Raw genomic sequence first — 20007 nt, 5'->3', positions numbered from 1 at the left:
AATAAACAAACTTTTAGAACAATTATTAAGGCAATATTTTCAATTTTTAATAAATTTCTGCTAAATCAGGTATTCCTTAAAACAAGTAGAGGCTATCTTTTCAGACAACCTCTTTTTCTTATAAATTATCTATTTCTTCCTGAACAAGTTCCCAATCCAACAACAATTTGTCTAATTCGGCTTTCTTTTTATTGTAAGCCATGAAAAATTTAGCGTCTTCAATATGCTTATCATAATTAGACGCGAGCATTTTGTCATCGTTTTGAATGTCTTTTTCCAATTGCTTAATTTGACTCTCCACTTTGCTCAATTTATTTTGCAACGCTTTCCCTTTCTTTTGATCTTCGTAGGAGGCTTTGTTACTTTCTTTAGGTGCTGCTGCTTTTTCAGCGTCTTTTTTTTCCACTTCACGCATATTCTCCATATTGCGTTGCTCCAAGAAATAATTAATATCTCCTAAATATTCTTTTATTTTTTGGTCTTTGAATTCATAAACCAAATTTGACATTCCCTGCAAGAAATCTCTATCGTGAGAAACCAGCAATAAAGTACCGCCAAATTTTTGAAGAGCCGCTTTCAAAACATTCTTGGATTTGATGTCCAAGTGATTCGTAGGCTCATCCATTAATAAAACATTGATAGGTTGCAACAACAATTTACATAACGCCAGACGGTTTCTTTCACCTCCAGAAAGGACTTTTACCTTTTTCTCTACATCATCACCACGAAACAAGAAAGAACCCAGCATATCGCGTACTTTCATACGATTTGTGTCTGCCGCTGCATCTTCCATGGTTTGCAACAAAGTAATTTCACCATCCAGATATTCCGCTTGATTTTGGGCAAAATAACCCAATTGTACATTATGACCTAGCTTGATGTTTCCTTTATATTCAAATTCGTCAACAATAGCCTTAATGAAAGTCGATTTCCCTTGTCCGTTTTGTCCTACGAATGCAATTTTGCTTCCGCGTTCTACCAACAGGTTAATATCTTTCAAAATCGTTTTATCACCATAACTTTTAGTTACATTCTCGGCTTCTATAACTACTCTACCAGGTTCCTTTGAAACTGGAAAAGTGATGTTCATCACCGAGTTGTCATCCTCATCAACTTCGATACGTTCTATTTTGTCGAGTTTTTTAATCATCGATTGCGCCATAGAAGCTTTGGAAGCTTTCGCACGGAATTTTTCGATTAATTTCTCAGTTTCTTCAATTTTTTTGGCTTGATTTTTTTGTGTTGCCAATTGTTTTTCACGAATTTCATGACGCAATTCTAAATATTGAGAATATGGTTTGTTGAAATCATAGGCTTTTCCAAGAGAAATTTCGATAGTTCTGTTGGTTACATTATCCAAGAACATCTTATCGTGTGAAACAATCACAACAACTCCTGGATAATTGCGAAGGAAACTTTCTAACCAAATGATACTTTCTATATCCAAGTGATTCGTAGGCTCATCCAGTAACAAAACATCATTTGCCTGTAATAATAATTTGGCTAATTCAATACGCATTCTCCATCCACCAGAGAAAGTTTCTGTTTGATTATCGAAAACATCTCTTTTAAATCCTAACCCAAGAAGAATTTTCTCGGTATCTCCAACATAATTATACCCACCCAATAATTCAAATCGATGCGTATAATCAGATAAGTCTTCTATAATTTGGCTGTATTCGTCACTTTCATAATCAGTACGGGTAACCAATAAATGATTAATCTCTTCGAGCTTTTTCTCCACAATTTTAATCTCTGTAAAGGCTTCGTATGCTTCTTCGAGTACTGTTCTACCTACTTCAAAATCGATATCCTGACGCAAGAATCCCATTCGAAGATCTTTCTCTTGAGAAATAACACCCGAATCAGGAGCAAAATCCTTTGCCAACATTTTAAGCATGGTCGATTTTCCAGCCCCGTTTTTTCCAACAAGACCCACACGGTCTCCAGCACCCAATCGAAAGGTAACTTCTTCAAATAAATAAGTACCACCAAACGAAACGGATAAATTGTGTATATTAAGCATGTATTGTTATTTTATTCCTTTTTGAATGTGTAAATTTGTAATTCTAAAAAAGGAAATATTAAATTTTTTGCAAATGTTAAAAAAAGGATCCAAATTATATAGCATTTTAACAGGAACTTGTCCCAAATGTCAGAATGAGAGTATGTATTTGGATAAAAATCCATTACATATTGATAAAGTTTTAAAAATGCATGAAAATTGCAGTCATTGTGGTTTAAAATATCAAATTGAACCTTCCTTCTTTTATGGAGCAATGTATGTAAGTTATGGATTGAATGTTGGCGTAGGAATTGCAGCTTTTATAATCGCATTCGTAATTTTCGGCTCCAGTTTGAAAGTTGCCTTTATTGCTATAATTGCTTCACTAATTCTCTTATTTCCATTTATTTTGCGCTTGTCTAGAAACATATACATCAATATGTTTGTCTCTTATGATCCAAAAACAAATTTAAAATAACATTATTGCTGCTCTTTAGGCAGAAATCTGTTTATGTCAATTGCCGGATTTAAAGGAATTTGATGTTCGATATTATCAAATAAAGCTTTTGCCATTGCTGGACCTAACATAACTCCTCTTGTTCCTAAACCATTCAAAATATGTATTGATTCATAATTTTGAAGCGTTCCTACTAAAGGCCTTCTGTCTTTTACAGTTGGTCGAACTCCCGCAAAATGCTCAACGATTTCAAAATCACAAGTAATAATTTCTTTTATCCTTTCCTCTAATTCTATCTTTCCCTCTTCTGTAGGCAAATCAGTTTTATCTTTCCAATTGTATGTAGCCCCCACTTTGAATAAATCATTCCCAAGTGGCAGAATAAACACACTTGTATTTACGATTACATCTAAATCTAACTGAGGCGCTTTAATAATAAAAAGCTCCCCTTTAGTCCCGTCTAAAGGCAAATGTTTAAAATATGGGTTTGCATGTATGCCAAAACCTTCCGCGAAAACAATATGTCTGGCATGAATATCTTTATAATGAATTCCACCACTTTCAGTTTGTAAAACATCGTAATCAAATGACTCTTCCTTAAATAAATTATTTTGTTTTAAATATTCTCTGTATTTATTTAATAACAAAGCGGTATCTACATAACCAGTTTGTAAAACTTCACCATATCCATAAGGAGAATCAATTCCTAAATACTTTTTTGAAATCAATTGTGTAGATAAAAATGGAGCTAATGCAACTTTATCTGAAGCAGTAAACCAATTATTCTGTTCTTCAACAGAGAAAAATTTTCTTAGGATTGGTCTTTTAAAATCTACTTTACAATTCAGTTTTTCTTCTAAAACAGTATAAAATTCATTCATCAATACCAGTTGCTCTTGAGCTTGCCATACTTCGCTAAAGCGTTTTAGTATAACCGGATTATACAAACCTCCTGCAATTTTCGAGGAATTTTGTGAGTAATTATCCAACACCAAAATAGATCTGTCATTCCGCAGAGCAATCTCTGCAAATGAAATACCAGCTAAACCAGAACCTATTATTAAATAATCAATCATTTGAAGTAATCCCTTTTTTAAGTAAATGCAAAGTAAAGACTTTAAAACAAAAAAACTCTCACCATCACAGTAAGAGTTTTTCTTTTTATTTTAAAATGAGAATTAATAATTCCACATATCTTGTTCGAAATTACGAATTTTTTCTTTCACTCTCTCAGACTCTAACAATTGATTCTGAGCATTATCTTTCATATATTCCGCAATAGATCTGTCTCCGTAAACGTTTTCTTCTTTGTAAATTACACTATTGAAACGTCTTGAATTTAATATTTGATCAAAAGAAACCGGCATTGCAGAATTTTTATCATTGAAAGCTTTTGCTTCATGCAAAACATCTCTTGCCGCTGGGAAAAAGATCCAAAATAATTCAATGTAATCTTTTTCATCACTGTTCATTGTAAAAACATCTGGAGTCACTGGACAAATCCCAAGTAAACGATACTTCAATTCACTTTGACGTTTATCAAAATACCAGTATCCTTTTATTTTATACTGAGTAACATCTTGTGCAGTAAGATCTGATTTTAAAATATACTCAGGTGAAATCTGAGCACCAGCATTTATTTGTTCTCTCCCTGCATCCGTTGTATCAATACGAGTCAATGAAGCCTGAATATCTTGCATCGATTTTTTAGTGTTAAAATAACTATCAGTATAAACTTCCGTTATTTTACCATTTCTCATCGCTTTTGTCAAGACATCATACAATGATCTTCTATCTGAACCGATATTAGCTGTATCAATTGGAAAATACAATGCAAAATTAATCTTTTCACTTAAATCGATTATTTCCCATGTTGTTTTACCCATCAAGACATCTCTATCATGCACATAACCATAAGCCAATGGTTTGTCATTATCAGAAATCAACTGTGCAGCAGACTTAAGACCAATTTGATCTGGTGTTTTAGCATTCAGCAAATTAGATTGCGCTACAGATGCAAAACTCCAAGTGACAGAGATAATAGCAATCAAAAAATTTCTTACATTCATCATGTTTTCATTAATAAGTTAATGAAGCAGTTTTTATTAAAACTACTTATTATTGTATTTCAAAAATTACTGGAGCTGTTCTTGGTAATAAATAACTACCCGCACCAACAAGTTTAGTTTTAATTTCAGAAATGGTAATTTGATCACCTCTAACTGCTTTAGAAAGAGCAGCATTACACTGTGCATTCAATTTATTTCCTTGTACAACTACAGTAGGCTGACCTGTTACTTTCAAATTAAAACCAACAACATCCAAACCAACTTCAAAATCAAAATCAACTAATTTAGCCCCAATTGTAGCAATTTGTAAATTTGATTTAGGACCTTTTACAACACCCATTTCACCACGTATAGTACCTGTAGGACCAGGAATTCCTTTAATTCTAAAAGATTTTTTATCAGAAACTTTAGAACCGTCAGGAAGAGTTGCAGTAACATTAATTACTGTTTCAGAACCAGCACCTGGACTCATATTGTATTTACCACCACCCGCAGAACTTAATCCTGGAGCGCTAGCCGAAACTTTATCCGCAGATACTCCCGCAAATGAAATAGTCATAGGATTTACAACACCTCTATAAACAACATTCATTTTATCAGCAGAAATAGTAGCTGATTTTGGTCTAGCCACAACTACATATTTATCTTTAATAGGCAAACTAACTACTTTCCCATTTTCATCAAAATTGAATGAACCACCAATCGGGTGTTCCCCTATATTACCTGCACCAAAAGAGAAATTAGCTTGACCTGCTTGAGCTGCAACACTTGAACCATTCACAATTACTGATTTAGCCTTTAATGAAGGATCAAATTTCCCAAGAATGATTTTCCCTTTAACTGCTTCCCCTTGAAAGAAAACTGATTTTTCAAGAACTACTATTGGTTGATAAGCAGTAAGAGAGGCTGCAGCAACTAAATCTGATTGGAACATTCCAGTCATCACATCACTTTCAGTTGTCTTTATATCCGCTTGTAATTGAGATAATTTTGTAATTGTAGCAATAAGTGGAAATCCCTTATAGTTATAATCAATCCAAGCTAATTTTGCACCTGCTTTTTCAGAATAAACTGGATTAGTTGCAAATCTAGCTTCAATTTTTTTCATCTCAGACTCTGCAATTGAGCTTCCACCAATTTGTTTGATTTGAGTTGAAAAATTATTAATCTTATCTAAAAACTCTTGTCCTTCTTTTGAAACTCTATCTCCAGTAAAGAATTTTCTGTCTATTAAATCGCCTTTATCCATTTGCTCATATGGCAAATTTCCTTCCGCATCTCTTACGAACTTTGCAGTAACTGTCGTTTTAATATTTTCTAAATAATCATTAAAATCTTTAGACAAAGCTCTAATTTTCTCAACTTTAGCTTTTTTATCACCAAACTGCCCCGGTTGATCCACTGCTTTTTGCGATAATTGTAGAAATGAACTTTCATTTCTAGTATCAGTTATAGAGTTAGACTCAACTATTTTATTATTCAAAATCCCAAAAGCAGATAATACTTCTTTGGACATATTTAATGCTAACATTGCGATAAAAACCAAGTACATCAGGTTTATCATCTTCTGTCTAGGGGTTAGTTTTCCTCCTGCCATATTTTCTACTAATTAGTTTGTTATTTTTATATCGTTTGAAACTAATTATCCTTTATTGTTCATTGCAGAAAGCATTCCTCCGTATACACTGTTAAGTGATGACAAATTAGATGTCAAAGACTGCATTTGGTCTTTTAATTTTAAGTTATTTTCAGCAACTTCTTCATTGATTTGTGCATTTCTTGAAGCGCTTTGTAATTGTATTTTGTATAAACTATTCAAAGATTCCATTTGGGCTGCAGCCAAAGTCAACTCTTCACTATATTTTTTAGTTGAAGCAATAGAATCTACGGTAGGCGCAATTCCTTTTGCTGCTGATTCGAAATTTTTAATGCTGTTCCCTAAACTTGACATTAATTCTCCGTCAATTTTAGCATCTTTTAACATTGCATCTAATTTTTGAGATAACAATCCTTGAGCATCAGAAGGAGTTTCTACTTTTGCTTTCTTTGGCCCTCCAGATTTACCATTAGCAAGTTCTGGATAAACCAATGTCCAATCTAATTCATCATCAACTGGTTCAAATGCAGAAAGAGCAAAAATTGCAGCTTCTACAACAAGTCCAATCGTTAGCATTAAATTTCCAGTTATAAAACCGAATTCAAGGTGAGTAATTTTGAATAATGCTCCAATAATTACAACTGCCGCACCCATTCCGTATGCGAAATTCATTGTTTTTTTGCTAAGTAATGCCATAATATTTTTTTTGGGGTTAGATTTAAAGATTTGGTTTCTTTTATAATTATTTATTATTTGCCTTTTTTAGTTTTTCCGGTAGTTTGAATTCCCATATAATCCTGAACAGTTCTAAAACCAATATAGCTTCTTGCCGAATCAGCATATTCATAATCTCTGGTGCTTACTTGTAGGAAATAAGCAACATCTTTCCAAGAACCTCCACGAACCACTTTACGTTTATTAGAAGCATCCAGAACGTTTGGATTCATTGAAGAAACATATTCATATGCATTTGGATCATACGAAGAATCAGTCCATTCCGAAACGTTTCCTGCCATGTTATACAAATTATAGCCATTTGGCTCATATGATTTTGCCTCAACAGTATATAACGCTTGATCTGCTGCATAATCACCTCTGTTTGGTTTAAAATTAGCAAGAAAACAACCTCTGTCATTTTTAGTATAAGGTCCACCCCAAGGATAGGTTGCAGATTCTAAACCTCCTCTAGCAGAATACTCCCATTCAGCTTCAGTAGGTAATCTGAAAGAGTTGATTAAATCGTGTCCTTTCTTCTTGGATTTTATGTATGTATTTTTATTTAAAGTTCTCCAAGCACAGAAAGCTTTTGCTTGGGTCCATTTTACACCTACAACTGGATAATCTCCATATGCCTTGTGCCAGAAATAGTCATTATGCATTGGCTCATTGTAAGAGTAAGCAAAATCTTTAATCCAAACAGTGGTGTCAGGATATACGTTTACTTCTTCTGTTTTAATAAAATCTTTTCTTTTACCAACTTTAGCTTTGGCAGCAGCCTGAATATCCATCCAAGAATAACGGAATTTCAATTTATTTACATCTATAGTACGCAATCCATTGTAAGAAGCTTCTATTGGCAAATACATAGAATCCATAACCTCAGTATAATATTCATCCGGATACAACTTAGTATCTTTGATTAATTTTACTTTTTTATTCAATTTTCTACCAGCATAAGGATCATCAGCAGTACCTACACTGTAATAGTTATCGTACATATATTTATCGTACGCAGTCATCTTTTCTGGATCAGAATCATTAAAAGCAAAATCTCCAATACTACCAGAATTTTTACCTTTCCCTTTTCCATCTCCTGCTTTTTGACCACTTTCATCAGCAAGAATTGCCAATCGAACTCTCATGGTAGAATCTTTTACCCATTCTACAAATTGACGGTACTCACTATTTGTAATTTCAGTTTCATCCATATAAAAAGAACGAACAGTAACTGTTTTAGTAGGCGCATCTTCAATATCGGCTATATCATCATCTGATTTACCCATGATAAAAGCACCACCTGGAATTAAAGTCATTCCATAAGGTTTCTCAGGATGCCATTTCCCACCATTCACACCTACTAATTCTCCTTTGTCGCTTGATTTACCACAGCTAATTAATAGGGTCAAAATTGCCGTAAATGCAATGAACTTCTTCATATAAATTTGGGTTAACTATTCATTATTTTTAAGTGTGTAAACCTATTTATTATTTTTTAGAAAAACAATTTTTTTACAGTAAACAACGTGTTTTTTATAAAAAAATAATAAATAAGTAAAAAATTATTCTAAATGATATTTTTTCTTTGTGCTTTCCACCATCTTTCAGGTAATTCTTGATTACAGGCCAATAAATATTCATCGTAGGAACACGGTAATAACGTATTTCTCTTTAATTTATTATTACCGTTTGAAATAAATGGTATTTCTATCCACCAACGGTCTGTTTTATCACTTTTATAGAAAACAAGTTCCTCTTCTTCTAATGGAACAATATATTTCAAATAATTTTCCTTGCTTCCAAACGGATATTCATTAGAACGATAATGAAAACCTTCTATAAAATACCAGATTATCTGTGCAATAATAACCGATTCCTGTACTGAATTATTATGATTAAATATCCCAAAAGAAGATACTTTATCGCTTATTCCTGCATATCTGGACAAAGAACATATTTCTTTACCATTGAAACCATTAGGTGCAAATGAAACAAAATTTCCTGAATCAGAAGACTTAATTGAATTTAAATCGATACTCACTAAATCTGCATCTCTAAAAACAGGTTCCGCAAGAGCAATATTATTCGAAATCTCACCCAATCTATAACCATCAAAAAATAATTTCTCTATCAAATCAATTTCTTCCTGAGAATTGAAATACGTTTGATACCCAATATTACAATAGTTAAAAAGATTATTAGGTTCGTCTACAATTATTTTTGTTAAATAAGAAGAAGCTGAAACGGCCTCTTCATCTTTCCCAAAATCAAATTTATTATCAATGGAAACTAAATTGACCATTTGTTCTAAATCATCATAGGCTCTGTAAAGCGCATAGGTCAAATCTTGTGAACCTCCAATAACTATAGGAGTAATCCTTTTCTTGATTAGGCTTGCAACAACTTTCTTTAGTGCAAAATAAGTATCCTCAACCGAATTCCCAGCAAGAATATCACCCAAATCTGCAATTGAAGCATCCCAATTTCCAGGAAACAGCCCATACAACTCTTTTCTAAGCGGTATTAAATCAACATCAGAAACAGCTTTTTTATCTCCTTGATTTTCTAAAACGCCTATTACAGCAATTTTAATCTTATTTAAATCCGGAAACTGTTCATTGGTATGCAAAACTATTTTACTTCCCAATTGTTGAGAAGTCAATCCGTTTATATAACTAAGGATTTCATCGTCTACGGGTTTCAGAAAATCAAACTCCATTTTATTTCTTTTTTGCTACGGGTTTCTTAGCAACAGCTTTCTTGGCTGGAGCTTTTTTGGCAACTACTTTTTTAGCTGGTGTTTTCTTGGCAATCATTTCCTGAACTTCGACCAATGTCAATTTTGTAGCATCAACATCTTTGCTTAATTCAATTTTGATTTTTCCTTTAGTAATAACGGAACGTCCCCAACGGGCTTTTTCGACTAAAATTCCTTCCTCTTCCCAGTTGTGTAGCACCTTATCAATATTTTTCTGCAATTTATCTTCAATCAAGGCTTCAATATCCGCTTGAGACAAATCATCAAAATTATATTTCTTGCTTACATTTATAAACAAGCCGTCCCATTTGATGAAAGGACCAAAACGACCCGTTCCTTTTTGAACTCCTTCGCCTTTATAAACTGCTATTGGCGCATCGGCTAGTGCCTTTTCGTCAATTAATTCTTTTGCTCTTTCAAAATCTACGTCTAGCGGATTTTCGCCTTTTGGCAAAGAAACAAAAGCGGCGCCATGACGTATATAAGGACCATAACGACCATTACTTACCTCAACTTCTTCTCCTTTATATTCTCCGAGATTTTTTGGTAACAAAAACAAATTCAAAGTTTCCTCTAAAGTAATATTTCCAATATTTTGATCCGTCATTAAACTGGCAAACTTTTTCTCTTCATCATCTGCAGCTCCAATTTGAGCCATGGGTCCAAATTTCCCTAAACGTACCGAAACTGGTTTCCCTGTTTTTGGATCTGTTCCCAGAATTCTTTCACCACTTTCTCTGTCTGCATTCGCTTCAACATCTTTTACAATGGGGTGAAATTTATCGTAGAACTCTTGCATCATTTTTGTCCAAACAATATTTCCTTCTGCGATTTCATCAAAATCCTGTTCCACTTTTGCAGTGAAATTATAATCAAGGATATTTCCGAAATTCTTAACCAAGAAATCGGTAACAATTGTTCCAATATCTGTAGGAACTAATTTTCCTTTATCGGAACCCGTATTTTCTTTCAGTAACTTCTCTCCAACTTTTCCTGATTGTAAAATCAATTGCGTATAATTACGTTCCTGACCGTCAAGATTTCCTTTCTCCACATAATTTCTGTTGATAATCGTAGAAATTGTTGGCGCATAAGTAGAAGGACGACCAATTCCTAACTCTTCTAATTTCTTTACCAAAGAAGCTTCGGTATATCGTGCTGCAGCTCTTGAATATCTTTCTGTCGCTGTAATATAATTGTTTTGCAATTTTTCGTTGACTTTCATTGCTGGCAACATTCCTTCCTGCTCCTCTTCATCGTCATCATGACCTTCAAGATATACTTTTAGGAACCCTTCAAAAAGCAACACTTCTCCAGATGCCGTGAATATTTCACCGTGATTGTTTGCTTCAATTTTCACGTTAGTACGTTCTAATTGCGCATCACTCATTTGCGAAGCCAATGTTCTTTTCCAAATCAAATCGTACAAACGCGCTTGATCTCTATCAATATCTACCGTATGACGCGACATATCCGTAGGACGAATCGCCTCGTGAGCTTCCTGTGCACCTTTGCTTTTATTGACAAAAGTTCGCGGTTTAGAAAACTCTTTTCCGTAGGATTTGATGATTTCGGCCTGAGCGGCTTCCATTGCATCTTTGGATAAATTCACACTATCCGTTCTCATATAGGTAATCAATCCGGCTTCGTATAAACGTTGTGCCAATTGCATCGTAATTCCAACAGGCAAATATAATTTTCTCGCCGCTTCTTGTTGCAAAGTCGAAGTCGTAAACGGCCCCGTTGGTGATTTTTTGGTAGGCTTCGTTTCTAAATCTGAAACTTTATAGGTAGATCCGATATTTTTATTTAAAAAATCTTCGGCTTCTTTTTTTGTATTGAAATTTTTAGGCAATTTGGCTTTGAATGTTTTTCCGGCTTCATTGGTAAATTCAGCCACAACAGAATATGTTGCAATAGCTTTGAAGTTTTGAATTTCTCTTTCACGCTCTACAATCAAACGAACGGAAACCGATTGTACACGTCCGGCAGAAAGTCCGCCTTTTATTTTTCTCCAAAGTACAGGCGACAATTCATAACCAACCAATCTGTCCAAAACACGACGCGCTTGTTGTGCATTGACTAAATTATAATCGATTTCACGTGGATTATCAATCGCTTTTAGAATCGCAGTTTTAGTAATTTCGTGAAAAACAATACGCTTGGTTTTCTTTTTGTCTAATTTTAATTCTTCGGCTAAATGCCAAGAAATAGCCTCACCTTCACGATCCTCATCACTTGCTAACCAAACCATTTCGGCTTTTTTGGCAAGTCCTTTTAGTTTAGTAACCAAAGCTTTTTTGTCAGCAGAAACTTCATATTTTGGTTTGAAACCATTTTCTACATCTACACCAATTTCTTTGGAAGGTAAGTCCGCAATATGTCCATAACTGGACTCTACTTGAAAATCACTTCCTAGAAATTTCTCGATTGTTTTTGCCTTTGCAGGGGACTCAACTATAACTAAATTCTTTGCCATTGCTCTATTTTTCTGGGACAAAAGTATCTATTTTTTTTAGATATTGGGCTTTAGATTTTATTTTTGAATTATTTCACAATCATTAATAGGTAAGTTATTGCCATACTCGACTGTTTTTTAGCCCCGATCACTGTGAAAAGCCCAAAGCAAAAAAATAAAAGTTTCCTGTTCTAAAAAAGCGACCAACGGAAGCTCTTTTTAGAACTTTGGAAACTTTACTTTTTTTATGAATCCCGAAGGGTCGGGATTGTAACGGAAAGCAGGAAATAGCTCCCCAGAAAAAATGCCTTAAAATAGTGTTAATTCTTCGTCTGACATCTTGTCATATTTATTTGAATTGCGTTATCTTTGTGCTTTGAAAATATAGGATGGAAAAGATTATTGAAGAAAGTAAACAAGGCGAAAGTCTTGTTCTAGAACATAAACCCGAGAATACCAAAAAATTATTTATAGAAAGTTATGGCTGTGCGATGAATTTTTCAGACAGTGAAATTGTAGCTTCTATTCTATCTGGAAACGGATATAATACCACGCAAGTGTTAGAGGAAGCCGATTTAGTTTTAGTAAATACCTGTTCGATTCGGGACAAAGCGGAGCAGACGATTCGCAAACGTTTGGAAAAATACAATGCGGTGAAACGCATTAATCCAAAAATGAAAGTAGGCGTTTTAGGCTGTATGGCCGAGCGTTTGAAAAGTCAGTTTTTGGAAGAAGAGAAAATTGTAGACCTAGTTGTGGGTCCTGATGCCTATAAAGATTTACCGAACCTTTTGCAAGAAGTTGAAGAAGGGCGCGATGCAATTAACGTGATTTTGTCGAAAGATGAAACTTATGGAGATATTTCGCCTGTGCGATTGATGAGCAATGGAATTACGGCTTTGGTTTCTATCACCCGTGGTTGCGATAATATGTGTACGTTTTGCGTGGTGCCTTTCACACGAGGACGAGAACGCAGCCGTGAACCGCAAAGTATCATGAAGGAAATTCAGGATTTGTGGGACAAAGGTTTTAAGGAAATTACACTTTTAGGGCAAAATGTGGATAGTTATTTGTGGTATGGTGGCGGTTTGAAAAAAGATTTTGAGAATGCTACTGAAATGCAAAAAGCGACCGCAGTTGATTTTGACCAATTACTGGAAATGGTGGCGGTTGGTTTTCCAAAAATGCGCATTCGATTTTCGACATCAAATCCGCAAGACATGCACGAAAGTATTTTGCATGTTATTGCAAAACACCCAAATATATGTAAACACATTCACTTGCCTGTCCAGTCTGGAAGCAATAGAATCCTGAAAGAAATGAACCGTTTGCACACGCGTGAAGAATACATGATTTTGATTGACAAAATCAGAACTATCATTCCGAATGGCTCTATTTCGCAAGATATGATTGCTGGTTTCCCAACAGAAACCGAACAAGATCATCAAGATACAATGAGCTTAATGGAATATGTCAAATATAATTTCGGGTACATGTATTCGTATTCCGAACGTCCAGGAACTTTGGCTGGAAGAAAAATGGAAGATGATGTTACCGAAGAAACAAAGGCGAGAAGATTGCAGGAAATTGTCGATTTACAACAAAAACACGCTTGGTTACGCAGTGAAGAATTCATTGGGCAAACCGTAGAAGTTTTGGTAGAAAAAGTTTCCAAAAAATCGGCTGAAGAGTTTTCCGGAAGGAATTCACAAAGTATCACCGTGGTTTTTCCAAAGGAAAATTATAAGATTGGAAATTTTGTGAATGTGAGAATTTTGAGTTGTACAAGCGGAACTTTGAAAGGAGAAGCAGTTGGGTTGAGCGAAATGAATTAGAAAAAATCAGCCACAGATTAAAAAGATTTTCACAGATTTCTTTTAATTAATCTTTATAATCCGCGATACAAAAACAAAACAATTTGATGGAAGGATACAGAGAACAAGAGACTTATAAAATCATAGGAATTTGTATGGAAGTGCATAGAATTCTTGGTCCGGGATTATTAGAAATTGTTTACAAGGATGCTTTAGAAATAGAATTCAAACTAAACAATATTTCTTACGAAAGAGAAAAAGAATTTTCGATTAATTATAAGGGTGAGATTTTGCGTAGTAAATTTAATGCCGATTTTATTGTATGTGAAGATATTGTATTAGAAATAAAAGCTGTGAAAGAGTTCTGCAACGAACATATTGCACAAATTTTAAACTATTTGAAATTAGCAAATTCAGAAATTGGATTATTAGTTAATTTTCAAAATAAATCTTTACAATACAAAAGATATGCTTTATAAAAATTAAGTAAATCTGTGAGAATCTTTTTAATCTGTGGCAAGAAAATCAATTAAAACGCTTTTTAATTCATTAGATATTAAAAAAATTAAAATAAGATGTCAAAAAAAAATATACTAATCGGTTTGGTTACTTTTATAATTGGATTTGGAGTTACATTCTACATCATCAGAACCTATTTTCCAAAACATAAAGTTGAAAAAACAGTCCCTTTGAAAGACACATTAACAAAACCAAAGCAATAGATTCTTACGAATCGAATTAAAAAACAACATTAATGAGATTGCTTCGTGCCTCGCAATGACAATATGGAATCAGTTCAAGCTATAAAACAACGATTTGAGATTATTGGGAATGACCCAAAGCTCAATCGTGCCATAGAAAAAGCCATTCAGGTTGCCCCTACTGATATTTCAGTATTAGTGGCCGGTGAAAGTGGTGTTGGAAAAGAAAATATTCCCAGAATTATTCATTCACTTTCGCATAGAAAACATGGAAAATACATTGCTGTAAACTGCGGTGCAATTCCTGAAGGAACGATTGACAGTGAACTTTTCGGGCATGAAAAAGGAGCTTTTACGGGAGCAACTAACACGCGCGAAGGGTATTTTGAAGTGGCTGACGGCGGAACTATTTTCCTTGATGAAGTAGGCGAATTGCCTTTGACTACTCAAGTGCGGTTGCTTCGAGTTTTGGAAAATGGCGAATTCATAAAAGTAGGTTCTTCACAAGTGCAAAAAACTGATGTGCGAATTGTAGCTGCTACCAATGTTAATTTGTTTAATGCTATCGAAAAAGGAAAATTCCGTGAAGATTTATATTATCGATTAAGCACCGTAGATATTACTTTACCTCCGTTGCGAGAACGAAAAGAAGACATTCACTTGCTATTTAGAAAATTCGCTTCTGATTTTGCACATAAATACAAGATGCCGCCTTTAAAATTAGACGAAAATGCTGTTGCTGTTTTGCAAAAATTTCGATGGAGCGGTAACATCCGTCAATTGAGAAACGTTGCGGAACAAATTTCGGTTTTGGAAACAAACCGTGAAATTTCGGCGGCAACTTTACAATCCTATTTACCTGCTGAAGGTACCAACTTGCCGTCAGTAATTAAAGACAAGAAAGGCGACAGCGATTTCAATACTGAAAGAGAGATTTTGTACAAAGTACTTTTTGACATGAAAAGTGATTTGCATGACTTGAAAAAACTTACTTTGGAACTAATGCAAAGTGGAAGTTCTAAAGTGCAAGAAACAAATCAAAATTTGATTAAAAAAATCTATGGCTCCCAAGAAAATGACAGCGAAATAGATTTTGAAGAAGAACCAAGAACGGCTTTGATTACAACTCAAAATAAAGAAGAACGTTATCAAGAGAATGACGATAGCTACCTGTTTGCTGAAACAATAGAAGAGGAAGAGGAAATCTTGAGATTAGAGCAGAAAGAAATTGAAATGATTAAAAAATCATTGGAAAAAAATAAAGGAAAACGAAAAGCCGCCGCAGATGAATTGGGGATTTCCGAAAGAACTTTGTATCGAAAAATCAAACAATTTGATTTGTAAAAATTCAAATTGAAAATTGTGAATTGAAAATGAATATCTTTGACCCAAGCGTTAGCAAACTGGCGAAGCAATCTTAAAATTTAAAATGAAACACATAAAATATATTTTTATTTTGTTGATCGCAGTGACTTTCAATAGCTGCTCCGTTTACAACTTTACAGGAACAGGAAAAATTGATGCGAAAACCTTTCAGGTGAATTTTTTCCAAAATAATGCAGATTTGATTGAACCTGGAATTGACAGAACCTTTACACTGGCATTACAAGACATCATTCAAAATCAAACCAACTTAAATTTAGTGAAAAGTGGTGCTGATTTAACTTATGAAGGAGAAATTGTAGATTATAGAATAAGCCCAATGACTGCAACTGCCGATCAGAAAGCAGCTCAAAACAGATTAAAAATAAGAGTAAATGTTCGGTTCACCAATAAAAATAAAGAAACGGATAATTTCGAAAAACCATTTGAGTTTTATTACGATTATCCGGCAACACAGCAACTTGTAGGATCAACTTTGAATAGTGCTTTGAAAGATATCTTCGAAAGAATAACACAAGATATTTTTAATGAATCCCTTGCTAAATGGTAAATGAGGTGTTGATTCGGTAATTTGTTGATTCGGTTAATCGAAGAACAAATAAACGAATAACCAAATAAACGAATAACCTTTATGAATGTAACCGATTATACTTATTTAATAAACAGACCCGATGCTATCAATGAAAAGCAAACGGAAGCGTTGGGAAATGTATTGGATGAATTCCCATATTTTCAAAGTGCCAGAGCTTTACGTTTAAAAGGTCTTTATAACCAAAATAGTTTTAAGTATAATTTTGCTCTGAAAGTTACTGCCGCGCATACGACTGACAGAACCGTTTTGTTCGATTTTATTACTTCGGATACTTTTACTGCTATTCAAAAAGGATTATATGATAAAAAAGTACTCGAACTTCTTGACATTACTGTCGTTGATAGTGAAATAATTATTCAGAAAGAAAAGTCAGAGTCCAAAATAAATACTCTGGAACAATCGATTCTTACTTCTATAAAGGAAGCTTTACCTTTAGAATCTAATGAAAATTCAAAAACAACAGAAGAAAAATTAGCGATTGGAACTCCTTTGGATTTTTCTACAAGGGAAAAGCATTCCTTCCAAGAATGGCTTCAATTATCCCGAACGCAGCCTATTGTTAGAGAAACGGAAAGTGTAAATACTTCTAAAACCCTACCGATAGAAGATGAAGATAAAAAGAAAAAAGCAGCGTTAATCGATAAATTTATAGAAACCAGCCCGAAGATTTCACCTGTAAAACATGGTGTTGTATCAACAGTTACTTTTGACCTTAATAAAGACGACAATTCCTATTTGATGACGGAGACTTTAGCACGGGTTTATTTGGAACAAAAAAAATATCAAAAAGCGATTCAAGCTTATGAAATATTAATTTTGAAATATCCAGAAAAAAGTAGTTTCTTTGCAGACCGCATAGCGGATATTAAGATTTTACAACAAAACAATAATTAAACAATGAGCACATTTTCAATTTTTTTAGTTTTAATAACAATAGTTTGTTTCCTATTAATAGTAGTAATAATGGTTCAAAACCCTAAAGGTGGTGGATTATCTTCAACTATAGGTGGTTCTCAAATGTTAGGTGGTGTACAAAAAACAACAGATTTTTTAGATAAAAGCACTTGGACACTTGCTACTATTTTAATTGTACTTATACTTCTTTCTAGCTTAAGCTTTACAGGAGCATTAAGTGATAATGATTCTAAAATTATTGAACAAACAGGAACTGCTGTACCTGCAACTGCTACGCCAGCATCTCCAGTTCAAAACACACCTGCTGAAACAAATCCAGCAAAATAAAACAACACTTTTTATTCTAAATGCCAGCCTGTCAAAGCTGGCATTTTTTATAAGAAAATATGTCAGTTATAATAGGATGGCACAATTTCTGAAATCATAAATGCAATCATAAAAATAATAAAAATATATAAAATCATGGCTTTAAACATTAAACCACTTTCAGACAGAGTTCTTATCGAACCAGTAGCAGCTGAAACTAAAACTGCGTCAGGGATTTTTATTCCAGATACAGCTAAAGAAAAACCACAAAAAGGAACTGTAGTTGCAGTTGGAAACGGAACAAAAGATCACACAATGACTGTGAAAATTGGAGATTCTGTTCTTTACGGAAAATATGCCGGAACTGAATTGAAACTGGAAGGAAAAGATTATTTGATCATGCGTGAAGACGATATTTTAGCAATAATATAATCGAATTAACAAATAAACGAATTAACAAATAAATAAAAATGGCAAAAGATATAAAATTTGATATTGAAGCACGTGACGGATTAAAACGTGGTGTAGATGCATTGGCAAATGCAGTAAAAGTAACCCTTGGACCAAAAGGTCGCAATGTAATTATTGGAAAAGCTTTTGGTGGACCAACTGTTACTAAAGATGGTGTTACCGTTGCAAAAGAAATTGAATTGAAAGATCCATTGGAAAACATGGGTGCTCAAATGGTAAAAGAAGTTGCATCTAAAACTAATGATTTAGCTGGAGACGGAACTACAACTGCAACAGTTTTGGCACAAGCTATCGTAAAAGAAGGTTTGAAAAACGTTGCTGCAGGAGCAAATCCTATGGATTTGAAACGTGGTATTGACAAAGCAGTGGAAGCTATTGTAGCTGACCTAGCAAAACAAGCCAAAGTGGTAGGAAGTGATTCTGAAAAAATCAAACAAATTGCTTCAATTTCTGCTAATAATGACGAAGTAATTGGTGAGTTAATCGCTGCTGCTTTCGCAAAAGTTGGAAAAGAAGGTGTGATCACTGTGGAAGAAGCCAAAGGAACTGACACTTATGTAGATGTTGTTGAAGGGATGCAATTTGACAGAGGATATCTTTCTCCTTATTTTGTTACCAATTCAGAAAAAATGGAAGTAGAATTGGAAAATCCGTACATCCTTTTATATGACAAAAAAGTTTCTTCATTAAAAGAATTATTACCAGTTCTTGAGCCAGTTGCTCAATCTGGAAAACCATTATTGATTATTGCTGAAGATGTTGATGGAGAAGCATTATCTACATTGGTAGTAAATAAATTACGTGGAGCCTTGAAAATCGCTGCAGTAAAAGCTCCTGGTTTTGGAGACAGAAGAAAAGCTATGCTTGAAGATATTGCTATCTTAACTGGTGGAACTGTAATTTCAGAAGAAAGAGGATACACTTTAGAAAACACAACTATCGAAATGTTAGGGACTGCTAAAAAAGTGACTATTGATAAAGACAATACAACGATTGTAAGTGGTGCTGGCGAAGCTGACATCATCAAAAATCGTGTCAACCAAATCAAAGGTCAAATGGAAGCTACAACTTCTGATTATGACAAAGAAAAGTTGCAAGAACGTTTGGCTAAATTAGCTGGTGGAGTTGCTGTACTTTATGTTGGTGCTGCTTCTGAAGTAGAAATGAAAGAGAAAAAAGACAGAGTTGATGATGCACTTCATGCAACTCGTGCTGCTGTTGAAGAAGGAATTGTTGCTGGTGGTGGTGTTGCTTTATTGAGAGCTAAAAATGCACTTAGCACTATTAAAGCAGACAATGCTGACGAAGCAACAGGAATTCAAATTGTATCTCGTGCAGTAGAATCTCCATTGAGAACTATTGTTGAAAATGCAGGACTTGAAGGTTCGGTTGTTGTTGCAAAAGTTGCCGAAGGTTCAGGTGATTTTGGCTACAACGCAAAAACAGACGAATATGTTGATCTGCTTAAAGCAGGTATTATTGACCCAAAGAAAGTAACGCGTGTGGCATTAGAAAATGCAGCTTCAGTAGCTGGTATGATCTTAACTACCGAATGTGCTTTAATTGATATTAAAGAAGATCATGGTGGTGGAAACCCAATGGGTGGCGGTATGCCAGGAATGATGTAATTCATTCCCCTTTTTAAACAAAAAGAGGTTGTCTGAAAAGATAGCCTCTACTTGTTTTAAGGAATACCTGATTTAGCAGAAATTTATTAAAAATTGAAAATATTGCCTTAATAATTGTTCTAAAAGTTTGTTTATT

Annotated in this window: 18 protein-coding genes; 10 read left to right on the top strand and 8 right to left on the bottom strand. The window is 34.2% G+C overall.

What is annotated here, in order from left to right; all coding sequences use genetic code 11:
• Nucleotides 1-118 precede the first annotated feature (118 nt).
• Nucleotides 119-2026: a ribosomal protection-like ABC-F family protein gene (gene abc-f / locus ACM55I_RS15835; RefSeq protein WP_416847803.1), complete on the bottom strand. Its 1908-nt coding sequence runs from the start codon at nt 2024-2026 to the stop codon at nt 119-121.
• Nucleotides 2027-2099: 73 nt separating this feature from the next.
• Between abc-f and ACM55I_RS15830 the strand changes: the two genes are divergently transcribed.
• A complete protein-coding gene (locus ACM55I_RS15830; protein WP_416847802.1) occupies nt 2100-2483 on the top strand; it encodes a DUF983 domain-containing protein in 384 nt (127 codons plus the stop codon).
• 2 nt (nt 2484-2485) lie between these two features.
• Here the strand turns inward: ACM55I_RS15830 and ACM55I_RS15825 are convergent, their stop codons facing one another.
• The 7 genes from ACM55I_RS15825 to topA form a co-directional block, all read right to left on the bottom strand.
• On the bottom strand, nt 2486-3538 hold the full coding sequence (locus ACM55I_RS15825) for an NAD(P)/FAD-dependent oxidoreductase (RefSeq protein WP_416847801.1): 1053 nt from the start codon (nt 3536-3538) through the stop codon (nt 2486-2488).
• Nucleotides 3539-3640: 102 nt separating this feature from the next.
• The gene (gene porN / locus ACM55I_RS15820; protein ID WP_039109448.1) at nt 3641-4531 is read right to left on the bottom strand and encodes a type IX secretion system ring subunit PorN/GldN; all 891 of its coding nucleotides are present in this window, start codon (nt 4529-4531) and stop codon (nt 3641-3643) included.
• Between the two features lie 49 nt (nt 4532-4580).
• Nucleotides 4581-6128, bottom strand: a complete 1548-nt coding sequence (gene porM / locus ACM55I_RS15815; protein WP_416847800.1) for a type IX secretion system motor protein PorM/GldM — start codon at nt 6126-6128, stop codon at nt 4581-4583.
• Between the two features lie 45 nt (nt 6129-6173).
• Nucleotides 6174-6824: a type IX secretion system motor protein PorL/GldL gene (porL, locus tag ACM55I_RS15810; RefSeq protein ID WP_416847798.1), complete on the bottom strand. Its 651-nt coding sequence runs from the start codon at nt 6822-6824 to the stop codon at nt 6174-6176.
• 53 nt (nt 6825-6877) lie between these two features.
• Nucleotides 6878-8284: a T9SS ring complex lipoprotein PorK/GldK gene (gene porK, locus ACM55I_RS15805; RefSeq protein WP_416847797.1), complete on the bottom strand. Its 1407-nt coding sequence runs from the start codon at nt 8282-8284 to the stop codon at nt 6878-6880.
• 128 nt (nt 8285-8412) lie between these two features.
• Nucleotides 8413-9564 carry a formimidoylglutamase gene (locus ACM55I_RS15800; protein ID WP_416847796.1) on the bottom strand — a complete coding sequence of 384 codons (1152 nt, stop codon included), beginning with the start codon at nt 9562-9564 and terminating at the stop codon, nt 8413-8415.
• A gap of 1 nt (nt 9565) precedes the next feature.
• Nucleotides 9566-12082: a type I DNA topoisomerase gene (gene topA / locus ACM55I_RS15795; protein ID WP_416847795.1), complete on the bottom strand. Its 2517-nt coding sequence runs from the start codon at nt 12080-12082 to the stop codon at nt 9566-9568.
• A 368-nt stretch (nt 12083-12450) separates the two neighbouring features.
• Here topA and miaB point away from each other — a divergent pair, with 368 nt between their 5' ends.
• From miaB to groL, 9 genes are all read left to right on the top strand, one after another.
• Complete coding sequence (gene miaB / locus ACM55I_RS15790; RefSeq protein WP_416847794.1) at nt 12451-13896, top strand: tRNA (N6-isopentenyl adenosine(37)-C2)-methylthiotransferase MiaB; 1446 nt, start codon at nt 12451-12453, stop codon at nt 13894-13896.
• A gap of 86 nt (nt 13897-13982) precedes the next feature.
• On the top strand, nt 13983-14354 hold the full coding sequence (locus ACM55I_RS15785; RefSeq protein ID WP_416847793.1) for a GxxExxY protein: 372 nt from the start codon (nt 13983-13985) through the stop codon (nt 14352-14354).
• Nucleotides 14355-14450: 96 nt separating this feature from the next.
• Nucleotides 14451-14597 carry a hypothetical protein gene (locus ACM55I_RS15780; protein WP_416847792.1) on the top strand — a complete coding sequence of 49 codons (147 nt, stop codon included), beginning with the start codon at nt 14451-14453 and terminating at the stop codon, nt 14595-14597.
• Nucleotides 14598-14660: 63 nt separating this feature from the next.
• Complete coding sequence (locus ACM55I_RS15775) at nt 14661-15920, top strand: sigma-54 interaction domain-containing protein (protein WP_416847791.1); 1260 nt, start codon at nt 14661-14663, stop codon at nt 15918-15920.
• A gap of 85 nt (nt 15921-16005) precedes the next feature.
• Complete coding sequence (locus tag ACM55I_RS15770) at nt 16006-16509, top strand: LptE family protein (RefSeq protein ID WP_039108960.1); 504 nt, start codon at nt 16006-16008, stop codon at nt 16507-16509.
• A gap of 81 nt (nt 16510-16590) precedes the next feature.
• The gene (locus ACM55I_RS15765) at nt 16591-17445 is read left to right on the top strand and encodes a tetratricopeptide repeat protein (protein WP_416847790.1); all 855 of its coding nucleotides are present in this window, start codon (nt 16591-16593) and stop codon (nt 17443-17445) included.
• A 3-nt stretch (nt 17446-17448) separates the two neighbouring features.
• On the top strand, nt 17449-17793 hold the full coding sequence (gene secG, locus ACM55I_RS15760) for a preprotein translocase subunit SecG (protein ID WP_416847789.1): 345 nt from the start codon (nt 17449-17451) through the stop codon (nt 17791-17793).
• A 135-nt stretch (nt 17794-17928) separates the two neighbouring features.
• The gene (locus tag ACM55I_RS15755) at nt 17929-18204 is read left to right on the top strand and encodes a co-chaperone GroES (protein ID WP_035670228.1); all 276 of its coding nucleotides are present in this window, start codon (nt 17929-17931) and stop codon (nt 18202-18204) included.
• 38 nt (nt 18205-18242) lie between these two features.
• On the top strand, nt 18243-19871 hold the full coding sequence (groL, locus tag ACM55I_RS15750) for a chaperonin GroEL (RefSeq protein ID WP_416847788.1): 1629 nt from the start codon (nt 18243-18245) through the stop codon (nt 19869-19871).
• The last annotated feature ends 136 nt before the right edge of the window (nt 19872-20007 follow it).

It is taken from the genome of Flavobacterium algoris (genome assembly GCF_048158525.1).
Classification (GTDB): Bacteria; Bacteroidota; Bacteroidia; order Flavobacteriales; family Flavobacteriaceae; genus Flavobacterium; species Flavobacterium algoris.
The sequence above is the reverse complement of the archived record's forward strand: the minus strand, read 5'-3'. Positions and strand labels throughout refer to the sequence as shown.

What these genes read in the sequence shown, in the direction of transcription:
- ACM55I_RS15825 (WP_416847801.1), bottom strand. Translation starts at nt 3,538, where the DNA reads ATGATTGATTATTTAATAATAGGTTCTGGTTTAGCTGGTATTTCATTT.
- ACM55I_RS15755 (WP_035670228.1), top strand. Translation starts at nt 17,929, where the DNA reads ATGGCTTTAAACATTAAACCACTTTCAGACAGAGTTCTTATCGAACCA.
- ACM55I_RS15785 (WP_416847793.1), top strand. Translation starts at nt 13,983, where the DNA reads ATGGAAGGATACAGAGAACAAGAGACTTATAAAATCATAGGAATTTGT.
- porM (WP_416847800.1), bottom strand. Translation starts at nt 6,128, where the DNA reads ATGGCAGGAGGAAAACTAACCCCTAGACAGAAGATGATAAACCTGATG.
- topA (WP_416847795.1), bottom strand. Translation starts at nt 12,082, where the DNA reads ATGGCAAAGAATTTAGTTATAGTTGAGTCCCCTGCAAAGGCAAAAACA.
- ACM55I_RS15770 (WP_039108960.1), top strand. Translation starts at nt 16,006, where the DNA reads ATGAAACACATAAAATATATTTTTATTTTGTTGATCGCAGTGACTTTC.
- ACM55I_RS15775 (WP_416847791.1), top strand. Translation starts at nt 14,661, where the DNA reads ATGGAATCAGTTCAAGCTATAAAACAACGATTTGAGATTATTGGGAAT.
- ACM55I_RS15780 (WP_416847792.1), top strand. Translation starts at nt 14,451, where the DNA reads ATGTCAAAAAAAAATATACTAATCGGTTTGGTTACTTTTATAATTGGA.
- porK (WP_416847797.1), bottom strand. Translation starts at nt 8,284, where the DNA reads ATGAAGAAGTTCATTGCATTTACGGCAATTTTGACCCTATTAATTAGC.
- secG (WP_416847789.1), top strand. Translation starts at nt 17,449, where the DNA reads ATGAGCACATTTTCAATTTTTTTAGTTTTAATAACAATAGTTTGTTTC.
- abc-f (WP_416847803.1), bottom strand. Translation starts at nt 2,026, where the DNA reads ATGCTTAATATACACAATTTATCCGTTTCGTTTGGTGGTACTTATTTA.
- ACM55I_RS15800 (WP_416847796.1), bottom strand. Translation starts at nt 9,564, where the DNA reads ATGGAGTTTGATTTTCTGAAACCCGTAGACGATGAAATCCTTAGTTAT.
- ACM55I_RS15830 (WP_416847802.1), top strand. Translation starts at nt 2,100, where the DNA reads ATGTTAAAAAAAGGATCCAAATTATATAGCATTTTAACAGGAACTTGT.
- groL (WP_416847788.1), top strand. Translation starts at nt 18,243, where the DNA reads ATGGCAAAAGATATAAAATTTGATATTGAAGCACGTGACGGATTAAAA.
- ACM55I_RS15765 (WP_416847790.1), top strand. Translation starts at nt 16,591, where the DNA reads ATGAATGTAACCGATTATACTTATTTAATAAACAGACCCGATGCTATC.
- porN (WP_039109448.1), bottom strand. Translation starts at nt 4,531, where the DNA reads ATGAATGTAAGAAATTTTTTGATTGCTATTATCTCTGTCACTTGGAGT.
- miaB (WP_416847794.1), top strand. Translation starts at nt 12,451, where the DNA reads ATGGAAAAGATTATTGAAGAAAGTAAACAAGGCGAAAGTCTTGTTCTA.
- porL (WP_416847798.1), bottom strand. Translation starts at nt 6,824, where the DNA reads ATGGCATTACTTAGCAAAAAAACAATGAATTTCGCATACGGAATGGGT.